The following is a 16,882-nucleotide window of genomic DNA, read 5'->3' on the forward strand; positions in this document are numbered from 1 at the left end:
AGCGTCACGTCCGATTTCCGCCAGCCGCACCCCCGCGGCCGGCGGAGACTGGAGGGCGTGATGGACGAGGACACCAGGTACGAAGCGGTCCGCAGCAGGGACGCCCGGTTCGACGGCGAGTTCTTCTTCGCCGTCGAGACCACCGGCATCTACTGCCGTCCCAGCTGCCCGGCCATCACGCCGAAGCGGCGCAATGTGCGGTTCTTCGCGACGGCCGCCGCCGCGCAGGGCTCGGGCTTCCGGGCCTGCCGGCGGTGCCGGCCGGACGCCGTGCCGGGGTCCGCCGAGTGGAACGTGCGGGCCGATGTCGTCGGCCGGGCCATGCGGCTCATCGGCGACGGCATCGTCGACCGTGAGGGCGTCGCCGGGCTTGCCGCGCGGCTGGGATACAGCGCGCGGCAGGTCCAGCGGCAGCTCACCGCCGAGCTCGGTGCGGGGCCGGTCGCGCTGGCCCGGGCCCAGCGCGCGCACACCGCGCGGGTGCTCCTGCAGACCACCGAGCTGGCGATCACCGAGATCGCGTTCGCGTCCGGGTTCGCCAGCGTGCGGCAGTTCAACGACACCATCCGGGAGGTGTACGCCTCCACGCCGAGCGAGCTACGGGCCGCCGCCGCACCGAGGGCAGGGCGCGGCGCCCGGCGTGCCGGCACACCGTCGGCCGGGATACCGCTACGCCTCGCGTACCGGGGTCCGTACCAGGCCGGCCCCGTCTTCGACCTGCTGGAGCGACAGGCCGTGCCCGGCGTCGAGGATCTCGACGGGCCGCCGGGGCGGCGGACGTACCGCCGCACCCTCCGGCTGCCGCACGGCAGCGCCATCGTGGCGGTGCAGGAGCGGCTGGGCGGCGGCGGGAGGCAGGCGTCCGCGGCCCGCCGTGGGGGACCGACGGTGGCATCGGCGCCGGACGCCGTGCCGGGCACCGCCGCCTCCCCCACCCACCCCGGCGGCTGGCTCGACGCCCGTCTCCACCTCACCGACCCGCGCGACCTGACCACGGCCGTGCAGCGGCTGCGGCGCCTGTTCGACCTCGACGCCGATCCGTACGCCGTCGACGAGCGGCTCGGCACCGATCCCCGGCTCGCCGCGCCGGTCGCCGCCCGGCCGGGGCTGCGGTCACCCGGTGCCGCCGACGCGGAGGAGCTGGCGGTGCGTGCGCTCGTCGGGCCGGGGGAGGCCGAGCGGCTGGTGCGACGGTACGGCAAGGCGCTCGACGCGCCCTGCGGCAGCCTCACCCACCTGTTCCCCGAGGCAGCCGTCCTCGCCGAGGCCGAGCCCGACGGACCCCTCGGCGCGCTCACCACCGCCCTCGCCGACGGCGCCGTACGACTGGACCCGGGCGCCGACCGGGACGAGGCCCACGACGCGCTGCTCGGCCTGCCCGGCCTGGACGCCCGTACCGTCGCCGTCATCCGCACCCGCGCCCTCGGCGACCCGGACGTCGCACCGCCCGGCATCGACGCCCCCGACAGCTGGCGCCCCTGGCGCTCCTACGCCTCACAACACCTGCGTGCAGCAGGGGAGTTGGAGTAACCATGACCACCTCGACCGCGACCACCACCCCCACCCACTTCACCGAGCTCGACAGTCCGCTCGGCCCGCTGCTCCTCACCGCCGACCCCGCGACCGGCGCCCTGACCTCCCTCTCCGTGCCCGGCCAGAAGGGCGGCCGTACCGTCCGGGAGGGCTGGCGGCGCGACCCCGCGCTCTTCCGAGCGGCCGAGGAACAGCTCGCCGCCTACTTCGCGGGTGAGCTCAAGGAGTTCCAGTTGGAGCTGCGTACGGCCGGCAGCGAGTTCCGGGAGCGGGTCTGGGCCGCCCTCGACGATGTTCCCTACGGGTCTACGACGACGTACGGCGAGATCGCGGCGCGGATCGGAGCCTCCCGAGCCGCCGTACGGGCCGTCGGCGGCGCGATCGGCGCCAACCCGTTGCTGGTCGTCCGCCCGTGCCACCGCGTGATCGGGGCCGACGGCTCGCTGACCGGGTACGCGGGCGGCCTCGAACGCAAGATGCGGCTGCTCACGCTGGAGGGCAGGCTCTAGCGGTCCTCCGGGCTCCGGGGGCCTGCCATACGGGCTCAGCCCCAGATCACGGCCCCCACCCACGCCCCCGCGATCAGCTGGCACGTGAACAGCTCTGCCAGCACACTCGACCCGCCCGACCGCATCGCTGTCCGCAGCGCCGCCATCGCCTCGCCGTGGCGGCCGAGACGGAACCGTTCCTCGAGGTAGATGCCGGCCATGAAGCCGGGGATCGCGCCGATCACGGGGAGCAGGAGGAAGCCCAGGAACGACCCCGCTCCCGCGTACACCGCCATGTGACGGCCGGCCCAGCTCGGACGCAGTCGGCGCGGTGGCAGTGCCCAGCGCACCACCTGGGAGACGAACAACGCGACGGTGGCCCCGACGAGCACCCACCACGCGACCGGCTGGGGATCCTGCAGCGCCCACCACATGACGGCGGCCCACACCAGCCAGGACCCCGGCACCCCGGGCACCAGCACTCCGCAGAGGCCGAGCAGGAGGACCAGTCCGACCAGCGCGAGGTCCGACACTCCCATCTGACCAGAGTGCCGGAGCTCACGAGAACGCGCAGATCAGCCTTGTCGCCGGGGGTGCGCCACCGTCACCCCTACCGTTCCCGCGCCACCCAGCCCCGCTCGTACGCGTGCCACCCCAGCTGCAGCCGGGTCGTCACCCCGGTCAGCTCCATCAGCCGCTTCACCCGGCGCTGCACGGTCCTGAGGCCCAGGTCCAGCTGCTTGGCCACGCTCGCGTCGGTCAGGCCGGCCAGCAGCAGGGACAGCACCTCCAGGTCGGTGCCGTCGGGCCCGTCCGGCTGCTCCTCGGTGACGCCGGACGGGCCGAGGCGTACCGGCAGCGCCTCCCGCCACACCGACTCGAACAGGCCGGAGAGCAGTTCCAGGAGCCCGCTCGCGTGGACGACCAGGGCGGCCGGCTCCGACGTGTGCGAGGTGAGCGGTACGAGGGCCAGGGTCCGGTCGGCGATCACCAGCTTGGTCGGGACCTGGTCCATGACCCGCACCTGCTCCTCGCGGCCGAGGGCGGCGGCCAGCTCGGTGACGCCGTGCGGCTGGTCCAGGACCGAGCGCTCCAGGACCACCCGGTAGCGGACGCCCCGGTCGGCGGCCTGCTCCTCCGCGTCGTTCTCGATGCCGGTGACGGCGACGGGACTGCCGGTGACCAGCGCGCACACCTCCTTGCTCGCCCCGAGCTGGAGCTGCAGGAAGCGCTGCGAGACCGCGGCCGCGCCGATCACCACCTCGACCAGGTCGTGCACGGCGGGCTCGGCGGCTCCCGCCCGGTACTCCTCGGCGAGCATCGCGGCCGCCAGCTCGGCCTTCTCCAGCTCGTGCCGCTGCTGGGTGAGCAGCGCGCCCAGCGCCACCCCGGGCGGCGCGGCGACCCAGCGGCCGGGCCGGGCCGAGGACTGCGCCGCGAGTCCGTGCCGCTCCAGACGGCGCAGGGCGCGCTCCGTGTCGTACTCGCCGAGCGTCAGCCGTCGCGCGAGATCCGGTACGTCGGCGGCGCCCACCGACACCAGGGCCCGGTACGCCGACTCATGCGTCTCGTCGAGACCAATCACTCCCAGCATCGGGCCGCGCCCCTCCCCAGAGAACACCGGTGTCCGTTCCGTGGCGGAAAACGGCCACGGCGTAAAACCGCCTCGTCACATCATCGCCGCACCACCCGTCACTCTGCCAAGGTGTCGCCACCGCAGCATCAACCACCACCCGCTTTGCCCCACTTGGGCTGCCGGCGATCGCCGCCCCGGGCGCGGGCATACCGCTGCCGTTCTCGCGGTACACGTTGCCGGAGGACGGACTCGTACGACGGCGGTCGCGAACCACAGCGGAACGACAGGGGAGCAGGCCACACTCGAGGCCGTCCTGACCGGCGCGAGCGACGCTTCGGTCACCGAGATCGTGACCCGGGCCCAGGACGTGCGTTGACGCGTGCGAAGGGGATCCGGGCCCGGGTCACCCGGCAGTCGCCGGGCGGTTCTCCCGTGGGGGGTGGGACCGCCCGGCGACGTCGTCTCCTGTGCGGCCCGGTGTATCGCAAGGCTGTTCAACACCTCACTCCCACAACGCCTTTCGTGTCGGTCCACCGGGTCGGATTTTCCGGATGCCCCGTTTTCATCCGGCCCGTGCGGTGGACAATTAGGGGCATGAGTCAGCAGGGGGGAAGGCCCACCGGTCACGAGGACGACTGGTGGGGGCAGCTGTACGGTGACGCCACCGAGGACACGGGCCCGACAGCGGCGCCCGACTCACTGGACGACCGGTTCGCCTCGGCGGCGGGGGCCGTGAACCACCGGTCGGACTCGGAGGCGGGGGCGTCAGGGGCCGTGGCGTCCGGGACGGGCGGCACCGTTTTACCGCCGCCGAGGGCCGGTACGGATACCGCGGCGGGTCCGTCCACCTTCCCGGCGGGCCTGCCGAAGCCGCCGGGATTCACCGTGGAGGAGCCCGAAGAGCCCGAGAAGCCCGAGGAGCGCCCGACGCCTGCGCGTGACGACGAGCCCCGGACGGCGATCCACGCGGACCTCCCCACCTTTCCCCCGGAGCCCCTCGACTACGTCGGCAACGGCCCGCCCACCTACGCCGCCGAACCCACCGCCCTCCCGGCCGCGGACCCCGACGACCTCGACGACCTGGTCGCCGACACAGTCCTGGACGGTGCCCACTACGGCGCCTGCACCCTCCGGGCCGTCTCCCTGCGCGGGGACTCCGCCCGCTACCGGGGCGAACCGCGCCGCGACTCCCTCCTCACCGCCCGCTTCGGCACCGGCGACCACGCCCTGGTCCTGGTGGCGATGGCAACCGGCGCCCGGGCCACTCCGGGCGCCCACCGCGCCGCCGCCGAGGCCTGCCACTGGATCGGCCGGGCCGTCGGCCGCAGTCACCCGAGGCTCGCGGAGGACATCAGGGCCGCACGGCGCGGCGACCTGAAGTCCGGCCTGCACCGCCTCACCGACCGCAGCCTCGGCAAGCTCCGCGCCAGCGCCGCCGAACAGGGCATCGAACCGGAGGAGTACGCGGCGACCCTGCGCTGCCTCCTCCTCCCCGCCGACCCCGCGTGCCGTACCCGCGTCTTCTTCGGCGTCGGCGGAGGCGGACTCTTCCGGCTGCGGGACGGCGAGTGGCAGGACATAGAGCCCCGCGTCACCGACGCCACCGGCGAACCCGTCGTCGGCTTCGGCTCATTGCCGGCCGAGACGCCCGAGGGCGACCGCCTCACCATGGACCTCGGCATCCCCACACCCCCGAGCCCCTACGACCCGGCCCCCGAGCCGCCCCGCGAACCCTTCCGCTTCCGCGCCTCGGTGGCCCGCCCGGGAGACACGCTCCTGATGTGCACCGGCGGCCTCGCCGACCCCCTGCGCGGCGAACCCGAACTAGCCGCCCACCTGACCGCCCGCTGGTCCGGCCCCGAGCCGCCCGGCCTCGCCGCCTTCCTCGCCGACACCCAGGTCCGGGTCAAGGGATACGCCGACGACCGTACGGCCGCCGGAGTGTGGGAGACGTAGCCCTGCCCTCGGAGGTATGGCTCAGGTGTACGGCACCCACTTGCGGGCCGAGGTGTCGTACCCGTAACTCGGCAGGCCCTTGACGCTCGTCGTACGGAACGGGCGGCCGTGGTCGTCGATGCGGATGGTGCCCGTACGGCCCTGGGAGGACCAGTCCAGTTCGAGGTACCAGCCGCAGTCGCAGCTCTCCGTCCGCGCGTCGACCAGCAGCACCTCCGGGTCCTCGGCGGACACCCGGTACGGCAGCTTCATCGCCGGGATGGGGGTGCCGGTGTCGTTGCCGTCGGCGGGGCGGGCGATGGGCCGGTCCTTGTCCAGGTCGACATCGAAGTAACGGGGCGTCAGCGCGCCGCCGCAGCCGTTGTCCATGGCGTATGAGGTGCCCTCGAGGGGTGCCGAGCGGCCGACGACGCGCACCCGGAGCGCCTCCAGGACGACGGCCGTCGACGTCCGCCCCTGCACGGCGATCTCCACCATGGTCTGCCCCCCGTGCACGGCGTTCTCGGCCGCCGCCCAGGTCCCGGCGTCCTGCGGGGCCGGAGGCGGGGGCACCTGCTCCGGGGGCGTGGCGAGGACGTAGTCGTGGCCGCAGCCGCCCTGCCAGACATGGGAGTTGGCGCTCCAGGTGAGCGGGACGCCGCCCGGGGACTGCGGCCGGCCGGCTCCCTCAGAGGGCTCGGCGGCGGACTCGGCGGGCTTGGTGGGCTTGGCGGAGGGCTTCTTCGACGCGCCGGCCGAGGGCGACGCGGTGGTGGGGGTGGGGCTCGCCGACTTGGTGGACTTGGGGCGCCCAGTGCCCGCGTCGGTCGTACCGGTCGGATCGGCGCCCTGGACGGAGTCGCTCGCCCGGGGCGGGTTGTCGTCCGGCAGGGCGGAGAGGCTGCCCAGCGTGGCGAGGAGCGCCGTCGCCACGGCCGCGGAGACCAGGAGGCGTCGGCGGCGGTACCAGGGGCGGCGGGGAGGCTGGGCCGGTGCCGGCTCTTCGGGCGCCGCCGGGGGAGTCGCCGTCCGGGCCCGCTGTCGTGCCGCCACCGCCAGGATCCACCGCCGGTGCAGCTCCAGCCGCTCCTCCGGCGTCGCCTCGCACAGCGCGGCGAAGCGTTCCACGGGTGCGAAGTCGAGGGGGACCGCGTCGCCGGCGCAGTAGCGGTGCAGCGTGGAGGTGTTCATGGTCAAGCGGCGGGCCAGCTGACCGTAGCTGCGGTCGGTGCGTTCCTTGAGGCTTCTGAGTAACGCCGCGAACTCCTGGACGTCGTCGTCCTGCGCTTCCGACACTGTGCCCCCGCATCCTCCCCGTCCCGGGACGGCATCCCAGGCACTCCATATACCTGCACGTCAGAAGGGCTGGGATGGTTCCACCGTCGCGGATCGGTCGTCGACGGTTGCGCCCGCCGACTGTGACGGCTGATGCTTCTGGTGTCGCACCGACCAGGCCGACTGGGGCCCGGGGCGCCGGACGGACCATCCGGCGTCGGTGACGGCCGACTTCCTGATCGTTCACGAATCTCATCTCACTCACGGGGGACACCCATGCCCAAGCGCACCCGAGCCGGCGTACTCGCCGCACTCGCCGTCGCGGGCCTCGCCGCAGGCACCGCACTCACCGCCGCACCGGCCGGAGCCGCGACGAAGACGCCCGCACCCAAGTTCCTGTCGGCGTCCCAACTCCCGCCGCACCCCTCCTCCGCCTGGACCGCGGACAAGGTCGCCGACGGCGTCCCGGAGGAGATGCAGGGCTGTCTCGGCGACGCGCTGCTCGCCTACGACGCCCGCCACCGCACGTTCCGCACCGACCTGGAGACCAATGCCCAGCAGCTCAACGTCGTCGTCGGCGACAACGCCAAGGCCAAGGCCCTCGCCACGCGTCTGAACAAGGAGATCCGGTCCTGCGCCCTGCGCAGCGACGCCGACCCGGAGATCGAGGCCGAGTACAAGAGCTACGGCAGCCTGCCGGTCGAGGAGGGCGCCCGCGTCCACGGCGTGCACACCCGTGCCTCGTGGGGCGCCATGGACATCAACCTCCTCTCCGTCGGCCGGGACGGCGGCACCGTCACCGTCGTGAAGTGGGGGCAGATGGGCGACTTCACGGACGCGCCGGTGAAGGCCTTCAAGAAGACGACCACCACCGCGGTCGACAAGCTCTACTGACCACCCCGCCAGCGGGGCCGCCCTCCCGGACGGGGGTCGGGCGGGCGGCCCCGCACTCACTACGGCTGAACAAGCGAATTCCGGCCAGATTCGTCGGCCGCGGGCTCCGCAGGGGGCGTCGGCGTCGACGGCGCCTCGACGCCGAGCCCTCAACTGCCCCATGCCTGCGTCACATACGGCCGGATCGGCAGCGGGGAATCGGCCGCCGGGCCGATCCCCTTCGCGCCCGACGCCCGTGCGCACATCGGCTCGAAGCCGTGCGGGACTGCCCTGGTCGGCCGCCCCCGACCGGAGCGGATGAACCGCCTCGCCTCCCCTCGCCGGAAGCCCCGCCATCGGCCCGGAAGCACGGCCGTGGCCGGTGGCCGACTCGGACCGGTCGTCGCGTACGGCGCCTCCCGGGCGTCCGGTGGGTGACGTTCCGGGTTTCATGCACCCGGCGTGCGCCGCCCCCACCGTGGCCGAACACCTGGTTGTCGACGATTCGACATGACTGGCACCGGTCCCTATGGGAAATGGTTCCCGTGAACGTGTTCGAGCCAGGAGGGGAACCGACATCGGCACGCGGGCGGGGGTCATGAAGAGGCAGGCACGAGGAGGCGGTCCCATAGCGTACGGGGCCTCCGCGGTGGAGACGGTGGAGGACCAGGCCGCGAGTGCGGGGGAGCTCACGCGGACGCCCCAGCTCAGGCGCAGACTCGGGAGGGCGGACCTGCGGGCCGTACCGGAGGCACGCAGGGCGCTGCGCGAGCTGTTACGGCACTGGGGCCGGCCCGGACGATCGGACATAGCCGAACTGCTCACCAGCGAGCTCGTCACCAACGCGCTCGTCCACACCGATCGTGAAGCGGTCCTGACGGCCACCGTAGGACCAGGCGGACTCAGAGTGGAGGTGCGGGACTTCGTGGCCCGCAGGCCCACACCGCGCGTACCGAACGCCGACCACGGTACGAACGGCAGAGGCCTGATCCTGGTCCAGTCCCTCGCGGACGCCTGGGGTGTGCGGTCACATGGCGTGGGGAAGGCGGTGTGGTTCGAACTCGACGCGGGCGCCGTATGACAGCGGGAAGGTGCCGTATGGCAGCGGGAAGGGGCGCGACCCGAACCGCGGGTCGCGCCCCTTCCCGGCGATGAGAGGCGTTCTCAGCCGAACTGCTGCTCAAGGTCCTTGAGCTTGCGCTCCAGGGAGTCGAGTCGCGGCAGTGCCATGGTGTCGTCCTCCGCGGTGAGGTCGACGGTCACCGGATCAGAACCGGTGCGGACGGGCTGCAGTGAGGGACGCGTGCGCACGGGAGGCAGCTGCTCCGGCGTGGATATGGCAGGCTCCGCGGAGACTTGGGCCGAGGCGCGCTCCAAGGCCGCCGGCTGCTCCGCCTGCCGTCCGCCGCCGCGGCCGACGAAGCCGCGGTGGCCCCGGCTGATGGCCTTCAGCTGGGCACGCTCCATGCGCTGCTGCTCGCGCCGGCGCAGGCGGGCCTCCTCCTTCTGCCGCTTGTCCTCGCGGACCTCGTCGACCGCCTCGTCCAGGCTGCGCACGCCCTCCAGGAGCATCAGCGACCAGGCCTTGTAGGTCTCACGGGGAGCCCGCAGCCAGCGGACGATCCGGATCTGCGGGAGAGGCCTGGGCACCAGACCCTGCTCGCGCAGCGCGGCCCGGCGGGTCTGCTTCAGGGCCCGGTCGAACAGCACGGCCGCGGAGAGGGACATGCCGGCGAAGAAGTGCGGGGCGCCGTCGTGGCCGATGCCCCTGGGTGCGTGCACCCAGTTGAACCAGGCCGCGGCGGCCGCGAACGTCCACACGAGTATCCGGGAGCCGAGCGCCGCGTCACCGTGGCTGGCCTCGCGCACCGCGAGGACGGAACAGAACATCGCGGCGCCGTCCAGACCGAACGGTACGAGGTACTGCCAGCCGTTGTGGAGGCCGAGGTTCTGTTCGCCGAAGCCGACCAGGCCGTGGAAGGAGAGCGCGGCGGCCACGGCCGCGCAGCAGAACAGCAGCACATAGGAGGCGGTGCCGTATATGGCCTCCTTGCGCCTACGGCGCTCCTCGCTGCGCTCCCACGAGTCGTCCGCGTTCGCGTCCTTCCCCGAGGTCTTCCCGCGCCGAAGCACCGCTATCGCCGCCAGCAGGCCCAGGAGCAGGACGGCGCCAGGAAGCAGCCAGTTCAGCGATATCTCGGTCAATCTCATCTGGGGTCCCTTGCATTGGGATAGGGCGTAACGCCCGCCATAGTGGCCCAATCCCAACGGCCCTCAGGGGGTTTCGGGGCAAGAGGCCGCCAAGGAAGTGCAAGGGGATGCCCCAGGGCGGCGTTCTGCTCGAACTGCCGCTTGAGGGGCGGGAGTTGAGTTCGAACAAGACTACCCGTACGGGTGGTTCCACGGAAAGTTCCTGTGCTAAGTGAGGAATTTGTGAAACGCCTGTAACCGTGACGAGGTTCCTGCTCGCGGGTGATCTTACGACACGGGGCCGTGCGCCCCGGTCTGAGGGGGCATCAACTGGCGGCGGTCAGAAGCTTGGTGACGCGGTCCGCGTCGCAGGTGCGCGGGCAGGTGGGGCAGGTGTCCTCGGGGCGCAGTGTGTAGAACATGCAGCAACTCGCCCGGTCCCGGGTGGGCAGTGACTCGCCGTCCGGTCCGGTGAGTTCACGAAAGGCCGCCGAGCCGACGTACGGCTGTGTCGCGCCCGGCAGCAGCAGCTCCAGCTCGCGCCGCGCCCGGTCCTGCTCGCCGTCGCCGAGCAGGTGGGCGACGTACCACAGGCCCTCGACGACCTCGTCGGTCACCATGCCCCACAGTGCGCGTCCGCGTCGCCGCATACGCGGTCCGAAGCCGGTGAGTACGGGTTCCAGGTGTTCGGCCACGGCGGTCCGCACCTCTGCGCGCAGTGCCTCCTCGTCGGGGACGACCCTGGCGCCGGGCAGGGTGGTCGCCGGGTCGCCGGGCAGGCAGGCGAAGGTGGAGGGGCGGGCGGCCAGGCGGCCTGTCGCGAGGCCGGGGGCCGTGCGGTCGTACGAGACATGCGTCACGGGGAAGCGGGGGACGCGGCGGAGCAGGAACCATGGCACGGTGATCAGCAGGCAGACGGGCCAGGCGTACCGGTGCAGGCCGAAACTGGCGACGACGTCGGGGCGTGCGGGCACTCCGTAGTCGCGTAGTACCTGTGCGTCGTCCCAGGCCAGGAATGTGTCGAGGCCGGTGGCGCCCTCTGTGAGTGAGGCGGCGGTGATCCAGCCGTCGTGGCTGGGGAGCTGCTCGTCGGAGGGTGGCTGGGTGATGTCGAGCCCCGGGAAGACCTCGGTGAGACGGGTGTAGGCATCCGCGAGGGCTATGGGGGGCACGGACATGGGGGCCGCCGATCCGTGAGACTTTGAAGGTAAGGCTTACCTTACCGAAGATCGCTGCGGTTTGAACTGTCGAGTTCTGCGCCTATGGTGCTTGACGGGCGGGTAGCAACCCGCCGTAATGACCCCAAGTACTGACACGTCCGGAGGAGGACCCGTGAAGCAGGGCGCGCAGGGCTCCGCGGCTACGGGGATTCCGCAGGTCTCGGAGGCCGGGGCGCCGCGGGTGCCGCGGGTGCCGCCGCAGGGGCGGGCTGCGGGGGTGGGCGTGGGCGTGGGCGTTGGTGTGGACATGGACCGGGCGCGGGGTGCCGGGGCCTCGGCGCCGGCGGCTCGTGGTGAGCACACGCACAGTGAGCCGCCGATCCCGCGGCCGCGTCCGGTCGTTCAGCGGGCCTCGGTGCGGGGGCAGATCCTCGACGCCCTGCGTACCGCGCTCGTCGCCGGTGAGCTGACTCCCGGCGCGGTCTACTCGGCCCCCGCCCTCGGCGAACGCTTCGGTGTCTCCGCCACGCCGGTCCGGGAGGCCATGCAGCAGCTCGCGTTGGAGGGGGCCGTCGAGGTCGTTCCCAACCGGGGGTTCCGGGTGGTCGAGCGTGGCGCCCGGGAGCTGGCCGAGCTGGCCGAGGTCCGTGCGCTGATCGAGGTTCCGGTGATGCTCCGGCTCGCGCGTACTGTTCCTGCCGAACGCTGGGCGGACCTACGGCCGTTGGCGGAGGCGACGGTTCGGGCGGCGTCGACCGGCTGCCGGGCTACGTACGCGGAGGCCGACCGCACCTTCCACCGGGCCGTGCTCTCCCTCTGCGGCAACGAACAACTCGTCCAGATCGCCGACGACCTCCACCGCCGCGCCCAGTGGCCTCTGGTGAGTGCCGTCCTCCCGTCCGGCCGGGGCCCGGGTGACCTCATCGCCGACGCGGCGGAACACGTGGCGCTGCTGGACGCGTTGATCGCTGGGGAGCTGGATGTGGTGCGGGTGCTGGTGGGGGAGCACTTCGCGGGGTAGCGGGCGGGGGTGCCTGCGGCGGCCTGTTGCTGTTCGGTGGGGGTGCGTGTAGCGCCTGCGGGTGGGTTGTGGGTCGGGGCCGTGCCGGGGGGTGTCCGTCCTCGGTCCGGTGGTGGGCGTTGGGCGAGAGGTGCCGTTTGTTGACACCGGACTCTGCGGGCGGACACCCCCCGGCACGTCCCCTTCCCGCCGTGGGCGACTGCGGGCCCGCGGGGCTACGCGTTCGTCGCCTGACGGTCCTTCGGCAGCCCCCAGGGGCGGGGTGAAGAGGCGGCAGCCCCTGGGGGATGAGGTGGGTAGGGGCGGCGGGGTCGCCCTGTTGTCACGCCGTGGCTGTTTCCGCGGGTGGTGGGGTGGGGGCCAGTTGGCGGGCCAGCCAGGTCGGTACGCCGCCCAGGAGGCGGAACAGGCGGCGGGCCTCGTCGCGCAGACGTGAGGCCTCCGGTTCGGTCTCCGCGTCGGCGAGGGATGCCAGCGCGGGGGCCGTGCCCACCAGGTAGCCCAACTCCTCGCGGATGCGGAGGGATTCGGCGAAGCCGTGCCGGGCCTCCGCCAACTCGCCGTCCCGCAGGGCGAGTCCGGCCAGGTGGCGCCAGGTGAAGGAGAGGAGCAGCGGGTCGGCGTGGGCCGTCGCGCCGGCGTGTGCGCGGCGGTAGGCCGCGCGGGCCGCCTGGGGCGAGCGCGCCAGGTTCTCCGCCAGGAGCCCCCGGCGGAAGTCGAGCAGAGCCCTGCCCGCCGCCCCCGGAGGGATCAGTGCTGCCGCCCGGCCGAGGGCGGCACGGGCCTCGTCGGCCCGGTCGCGCACTCCGTGCAGTGTGGACGCGTACGCAAGTTGCCCGCGTTCACAAGCGGCCGCGCCCCGCTCGTCGTCACCGTGCGCGAGCGCCTCGGCCGTGCGCAGCGCGTCCTCGGCCTCCTCCCAGCCCTGCTCGGTGTAGAGACAGCGCTCCACCAGCAGCGACGCCCGCTGCAGCGCGGTCTGCGCGGTTACCGGCTGTAGCAGGGCCGCCGCGTCCGACCAGCAAGCGCGTGAGCGCAGCCGCCATACCGCGGTCTGGAGTGGATCGTCGTCGGCGGTCGTTCCGTTACCAGACATGGCGGTATACGCCACCTCGCCCTCCCCGAGCACGCCATCGAGCTGTTGAGTGGTGGCGGCATCTCAGCACGGATCGCCGGGTTCGGCCAAGAGGGTGGGTGAAGGATTTCACAAAGTCGTGGGACAGCGGCGGCACTTGGTGCCGTCGGTTGCCGTCCGCGCGCGGGCTCGCGCGGGCTCAACTCATCCGCAATGCCAAGAAGAAATCCAGCTTGTCCTCCAGACGGGACAGGTCCCGGCCCGTCAACTGCTCGATCCGCCCCACTCGGTAGCGCAGCGTGTTGACGTGCAGGTGGAGACGGGTCGCGCAGCGGGTCCAGGAACCGTCGCAGTCGAGGAACGCTTCCAGGGTGGGGATCAGTTCGGCGCGGTGGCGGCGGTCGTAGTCGCGCAGCGGGTCCAGGAGGCGGGCCGTGAAGGCTCGGCGGACGTCGTCCGGCACGAAGGGGAGCAGGAGGACGTGGGAGGCCAGCTCCTGGTGGCCCGCCGCGCAGACCCGGCCCGTGCGGGCCGCCGCCACCCGGCGGGCGTGCCGGGCCTCCTCCAGGGCGCCGCGCAGGCCCTCCGCCGAGTGCACCGGGGCGCTCACGCCGAGCGTGACCCGGCCGTCGCCGTCCAGGCCCGCCGACAGCGCGTCCCGGATCGAGTCGAGGAGCGTGTCCGCGTGGATGCCGGCTTCGGAGCCGTCGTGCTCCGAGGAGACCGCGGGGAGGGGGACGAGGGCGATGGCCTCGTCGCCGGTGTGGGCCACGGCTATGCGGTCGGAGGGTTCGGGGCCGGTCGCGAGCGGGTCGACCAGGATCTCCTCCAGGAGGGATTGGGCGATCGGGCCGGGCTCGGTGTCGCCGCCCTCCCACTCGACCCGGGCCACCACCACCTGCCAGTGCGGGGCCGCGCCGAGACCGGGCAGCAGGACGGGGGCCGCGACGCGCAGGCGGGCGGCGATCTCGGCGGGTGCCGCGCCCGTCTGGACCAGTTCGAGGACCTCCTGGGCGAGGCGGCGGCGGACCGTGCGTGCCGCGTCGCGCCGGTCGCGTTCCACCGCGATCAGCTGGGTGACGCCCTGGAGGAGGTCCAGGCGCTCCTCGGGCCAGTCGCTCGCGTCCGCCTCCACGGCCAGCAGCCAGTCCGACAGCACCGTCTCGCGCACGTCCCGCGCCGCCCGTGGGGAGCGGCCGCTGCTGCGGATGGGGAAGAGCGAGTACGGCGTGCCGCCGATGGTCGTGCGGTGCGGGCCCCGACGGGCTGTGCGGGCGGCCGACAGGTGTTCCGCCGCCAGCTTCGCGCACATGTCGGCGGGCAGCGCCGGGCCTCCCACCTTCGAGCCCGCGATGAGCCGCCCCGTCGGCGCCAGTACCCACGCCCGCAGGTCCAGGTCCGAGCCCAGGAGGTCGAGGACGACGTCCGGGCCGCCGCCCGCCGGGCCCGACGTCATCATCCGGCGGTGGCGGTCCACGACCGCCGCGAGGTCCCCGGCCCGCTCGCCGCTGACCTGCCGTACGACATGCTCGGTGATCGTCGCGAACGCCACCGACTCGTGCACCGCGAAGAGCGGCAGGCGGTGCCGGGTGCAGGCCAGCACCAGGTCGTCGGGGATGTCGCCCAGCTCGGCCTCGCCGGCCGCCAGGGCGGCCACACCGGCCTGCACCAGGATGCGCACGAAAGGCTCGGAGTCCGCGGCGTTCCTGCGCCAGGCCAGCCCGGTGAGCACCAGCTCACCGCCCGAGAGATAGCGGCTGGGGTCCCTGAGGTCGGTGGTCATCACACCGCGCACGGTGCGGTCCAGCTCTTCCTCGCCGCCGAGCAGCTTGAGGCCCAGCGCGTCGGTGTCCAGCAGTGCGCGCAGCCGCATTCTCGTCGCCGCCGTTCTTTGTCTCGAAATCTACGATGGATCCAGGAGGGTCGTGTGGTGAGTGGCCCGTCCGGCGGGCCGGTTCATGGTGACCGGCGTCTGCGGAGGTGTGTCCCGGCTGTGTCCCTGGTCACAAGGGCTGTGTCTCACGTTTCCACGGAAAAACGAGGAGGTTACTGATGACCTCCGTTCATACGAATCTACAAGATGCCCGGCCTGGCCAGCCAACTCCTTCATGGTTTCCGTGACTGACCCCGGTGGAGCACGGCGCTGTGTACTGACGTCAATGCGCGTTAACAGCACATGAACGAGCCGGGCCTGCCGCACCTGATCTGGCTCAAACCGTACGACCCACGAGACGAAGAAGAGAGCCGGTCATGGACTTCCTTCGCCCCGCCAGCTGGGAGGAGGCGCTCGCCGCGAAGGCCGAGCACCCCACCGCTGTGCCGATTGCGGGTGGCACCGATGTGATGGTCGAGATCAACTTCGACCACCGCCGGCCCGAGTACCTCCTCGACCTGAACCGCATCGGCGACCTCTACGAGTGGGAGGTCGGCGAGGACAGCGTGCGGCTCGGTGCCTCCGTCCCGTACAGCAGGATCATGGAGAGCCTGCGCGCCGAGCTGCCGGGCCTCGCCCTCGCCTCGCACACGGTCGCCTCCCCGCAGATCCGCAACCGCGGCGGCGTCGGCGGCAACCTCGGCACCGCCTCCCCGGCCGGCGATGCCCACCCCGCCCTTCTCGCGGCAGGCGCCGAGGTGGAGGTCGAGTCGGTGCGCGGCAGCCGCCGTATCCCGATCGACGAGTTCTACACCGGTGTGAAGCGCAACGCGCTGGCAGCGGACGAGCTCATCCGGGCCGTGCACATCAAGAAGGCCGACGGGCCGCAGCAGTACTCCAAGGTGGGGACCAGGAACGCCATGGTCATCGCCGTGTGCGCCTTCGGGCTCGCGCTGCACCCCGAGACGCGGACCGTGCGTACGGGGATCGGTTCCGCCGCTCCTACGCCCGTCCGGGCCAAGGCCGCCGAGGAGTTCCTGAACGCGGCGCTCGAAGAGGGCGGCTTCTGGGACAACGGCAAGATCATCACCCCGTCGGTCGCCAAGCAGTTCGCGGAGCTGTGCTCCGGCGCCTGCAACCCGATCGACGACGTCCGGGGCACGGCGAGCTACCGCCGCCACGCGGTCGGCATCATGGCCCGCCGCACGCTGACCTGGACCTGGGAGTCGTACCGCGGCACTGACGGCCGTGCCAATCAGAAGGGGAGTGTCGCCTGATGCGCGTCAACTTCACTGTCAATGGACGTCCGCAGGAAGCCGACGACGTCTGGGAGGGCGAGAGCCTTCTGTACGTGCTGCGCGAGCGGCTCGGTCTGCCGGGGTCGAAGAACGCCTGTGAGCAGGGTGAGTGCGGGTCCTGCACGGTCCGGCTGGATGGTGTGCCGGTGTGTTCGTGTCTGGTCGCCGCCGGGCAGGTCGAGGGCCGTGAGGTCGTGACCGTCGAGGGGCTGGCCGACTTCGCCAAGCAGCGTGCCGAGCACGGGGGTTGTGCGACCGGAGCCTGCGGCAGCGCGGAGGGGAAGGCGGGCACCTCGCTCCAGGACGCTCAGCAGTGGGCCGCCAAGGGGCAGGACTCGCAGACCGGCGAGGGCACCGAACTCTCCCCGATCCAGCAGGCGTTCATCGACGCCGGCGCCGTCCAGTGCGGCTTCTGCACCCCGGGTCTGCTGGTCGCCGCCGACGAGATGCTGGAGCGCAACCCGAACCCGACCGACGCGGACATCCGCGAGGCCCTGTCGGGCAACCTGTGCCGCTGCACGGGCTACGAGAAGATCATGGACGCGGTCCGCCTGGCGGCCGCCCGGCAGGGAGAGGCGGTCTGAG

15 protein-coding genes are annotated in these 16,882 nt (G+C 72.7%); 8 read left to right on the forward strand and 7 right to left on the reverse strand.

Annotated features, from left to right (window positions below):
• Positions 1-60: 60 nt before the first annotated feature.
• Entirely contained in the window at positions 61-1,530 is a 1,470-nt protein-coding gene (locus ACTMVF_RS13260; RefSeq protein ID WP_441271184.1) for a DNA-3-methyladenine glycosylase 2 family protein, read from the forward strand.
• Between the two features lie 2 nt (positions 1,531-1,532).
• A complete protein-coding gene (locus ACTMVF_RS13265; RefSeq protein WP_441271185.1) occupies positions 1,533-2,042 on the forward strand; it encodes a methylated-DNA--[protein]-cysteine S-methyltransferase in 510 nt (169 codons plus the stop codon).
• A 35-nt stretch (positions 2,043-2,077) separates the two neighbouring features.
• Here the strand turns inward: ACTMVF_RS13265 and ACTMVF_RS13270 are convergent, their stop codons facing one another.
• On the reverse strand, positions 2,078-2,560 hold the full coding sequence (locus tag ACTMVF_RS13270) for a DUF456 domain-containing protein (RefSeq protein ID WP_441271186.1): 483 nt from the start codon (positions 2,558-2,560) through the stop codon (positions 2,078-2,080).
• A gap of 71 nt (positions 2,561-2,631) precedes the next feature.
• Positions 2,632-3,615 carry a helix-turn-helix transcriptional regulator gene (locus ACTMVF_RS13275; protein ID WP_441271187.1) on the reverse strand — a complete coding sequence of 328 codons (984 nt, stop codon included), beginning with the start codon at positions 3,613-3,615 and terminating at the stop codon, positions 2,632-2,634.
• 576 nt (positions 3,616-4,191) lie between these two features.
• Between ACTMVF_RS13275 and ACTMVF_RS13280 the strand changes: the two genes are divergently transcribed.
• Entirely contained in the window at positions 4,192-5,553 is a 1,362-nt protein-coding gene (locus ACTMVF_RS13280; protein WP_441271188.1) for a protein phosphatase 2C domain-containing protein, read from the forward strand.
• A gap of 21 nt (positions 5,554-5,574) precedes the next feature.
• Here the strand turns inward: ACTMVF_RS13280 and ACTMVF_RS13285 are convergent, their stop codons facing one another.
• Positions 5,575-6,828, reverse strand: coding sequence for a helix-turn-helix domain-containing protein (locus ACTMVF_RS13285; protein WP_441271189.1), 1,254 nt, complete (start codon positions 6,826-6,828; stop codon positions 5,575-5,577).
• A gap of 255 nt (positions 6,829-7,083) precedes the next feature.
• On the opposite strand from ACTMVF_RS13285, the gene ACTMVF_RS13290 reads away from it, so the two are divergent.
• Positions 7,084-7,701 (forward strand): hypothetical protein, encoded by a 618-nt coding sequence (locus ACTMVF_RS13290; protein ID WP_441271190.1) that lies wholly within the window; start codon positions 7,084-7,086, stop codon positions 7,699-7,701.
• Between the two features lie 577 nt (positions 7,702-8,278).
• The gene (locus ACTMVF_RS13295; RefSeq protein ID WP_441271191.1) at positions 8,279-8,761 is read left to right on the forward strand and encodes an ATP-binding protein; all 483 of its coding nucleotides are present in this window, start codon (positions 8,279-8,281) and stop codon (positions 8,759-8,761) included.
• 83 nt (positions 8,762-8,844) lie between these two features.
• On the opposite strand, the gene ACTMVF_RS13300 is transcribed toward ACTMVF_RS13295, so the two are convergent.
• Complete coding sequence (locus ACTMVF_RS13300) at positions 8,845-9,891, reverse strand: DUF2637 domain-containing protein (protein WP_441271192.1); 1,047 nt, start codon at positions 9,889-9,891, stop codon at positions 8,845-8,847.
• A 305-nt stretch (positions 9,892-10,196) separates the two neighbouring features.
• The gene (locus ACTMVF_RS13305; RefSeq protein ID WP_441271193.1) at positions 10,197-11,048 is read right to left on the reverse strand and encodes a (2Fe-2S)-binding protein; all 852 of its coding nucleotides are present in this window, start codon (positions 11,046-11,048) and stop codon (positions 10,197-10,199) included.
• A gap of 154 nt (positions 11,049-11,202) precedes the next feature.
• Between ACTMVF_RS13305 and ACTMVF_RS13310 the strand changes: the two genes are divergently transcribed.
• On the forward strand, positions 11,203-12,051 hold the full coding sequence (locus tag ACTMVF_RS13310) for a GntR family transcriptional regulator (RefSeq protein ID WP_441271194.1): 849 nt from the start codon (positions 11,203-11,205) through the stop codon (positions 12,049-12,051).
• Positions 12,052-12,373: 322 nt separating this feature from the next.
• Here the strand turns inward: ACTMVF_RS13310 and ACTMVF_RS13315 are convergent, their stop codons facing one another.
• Positions 12,374-13,147, reverse strand: coding sequence for a hypothetical protein (locus ACTMVF_RS13315; protein ID WP_441271195.1), 774 nt, complete (start codon positions 13,145-13,147; stop codon positions 12,374-12,376).
• Positions 13,148-13,325: 178 nt separating this feature from the next.
• Positions 13,326-14,999: a PucR family transcriptional regulator gene (locus ACTMVF_RS13320; protein WP_441271196.1), complete on the reverse strand. Its 1,674-nt coding sequence runs from the start codon at positions 14,997-14,999 to the stop codon at positions 13,326-13,328.
• A 377-nt stretch (positions 15,000-15,376) separates the two neighbouring features.
• Between ACTMVF_RS13320 and ACTMVF_RS13325 the strand changes: the two genes are divergently transcribed.
• The gene (locus ACTMVF_RS13325; RefSeq protein WP_441271197.1) at positions 15,377-16,276 is read left to right on the forward strand and encodes an FAD binding domain-containing protein; all 900 of its coding nucleotides are present in this window, start codon (positions 15,377-15,379) and stop codon (positions 16,274-16,276) included.
• On the forward strand, positions 16,276-16,881 hold the full coding sequence (locus tag ACTMVF_RS13330; RefSeq protein ID WP_441271198.1) for a (2Fe-2S)-binding protein: 606 nt from the start codon (positions 16,276-16,278) through the stop codon (positions 16,879-16,881). Before ACTMVF_RS13325 ends, ACTMVF_RS13330 begins: the two co-directional genes overlap by 1 nt.
• The last annotated feature ends 1 nt before the right edge of the window (position 16,882 follow it).

The organism is Streptomyces sp. SD31 (assembly GCF_052068475.1).
Classification (GTDB): Bacteria; Actinomycetota; Actinomycetes; order Streptomycetales; family Streptomycetaceae; genus Streptomyces.

What these genes read in the sequence shown, in the direction of transcription:
- ACTMVF_RS13260 (WP_441271184.1), top strand. Translation starts at nt 61, where the DNA reads ATGGACGAGGACACCAGGTACGAAGCGGTCCGCAGCAGGGACGCCCGG.
- ACTMVF_RS13265 (WP_441271185.1), top strand. Translation starts at nt 1,533, where the DNA reads ATGACCACCTCGACCGCGACCACCACCCCCACCCACTTCACCGAGCTC.
- ACTMVF_RS13270 (WP_441271186.1), bottom strand. Translation starts at nt 2,560, where the DNA reads ATGGGAGTGTCGGACCTCGCGCTGGTCGGACTGGTCCTCCTGCTCGGC.
- ACTMVF_RS13275 (WP_441271187.1), bottom strand. Translation starts at nt 3,615, where the DNA reads ATGCTGGGAGTGATTGGTCTCGACGAGACGCATGAGTCGGCGTACCGG.
- ACTMVF_RS13280 (WP_441271188.1), top strand. Translation starts at nt 4,192, where the DNA reads ATGAGTCAGCAGGGGGGAAGGCCCACCGGTCACGAGGACGACTGGTGG.
- ACTMVF_RS13290 (WP_441271190.1), top strand. Translation starts at nt 7,084, where the DNA reads ATGCCCAAGCGCACCCGAGCCGGCGTACTCGCCGCACTCGCCGTCGCG.
- ACTMVF_RS13295 (WP_441271191.1), top strand. Translation starts at nt 8,279, where the DNA reads ATGAAGAGGCAGGCACGAGGAGGCGGTCCCATAGCGTACGGGGCCTCC.
- ACTMVF_RS13300 (WP_441271192.1), bottom strand. Translation starts at nt 9,891, where the DNA reads ATGAGATTGACCGAGATATCGCTGAACTGGCTGCTTCCTGGCGCCGTC.
- ACTMVF_RS13305 (WP_441271193.1), bottom strand. Translation starts at nt 11,048, where the DNA reads ATGTCCGTGCCCCCCATAGCCCTCGCGGATGCCTACACCCGTCTCACC.
- ACTMVF_RS13315 (WP_441271195.1), bottom strand. Translation starts at nt 13,147, where the DNA reads ATGTCTGGTAACGGAACGACCGCCGACGACGATCCACTCCAGACCGCG.
- ACTMVF_RS13320 (WP_441271196.1), bottom strand. Translation starts at nt 14,999, where the DNA reads ATGCGGCTGCGCGCACTGCTGGACACCGACGCGCTGGGCCTCAAGCTG.
- ACTMVF_RS13325 (WP_441271197.1), top strand. Translation starts at nt 15,377, where the DNA reads ATGGACTTCCTTCGCCCCGCCAGCTGGGAGGAGGCGCTCGCCGCGAAG.
- ACTMVF_RS13330 (WP_441271198.1), top strand. Translation starts at nt 16,276, where the DNA reads ATGCGCGTCAACTTCACTGTCAATGGACGTCCGCAGGAAGCCGACGAC.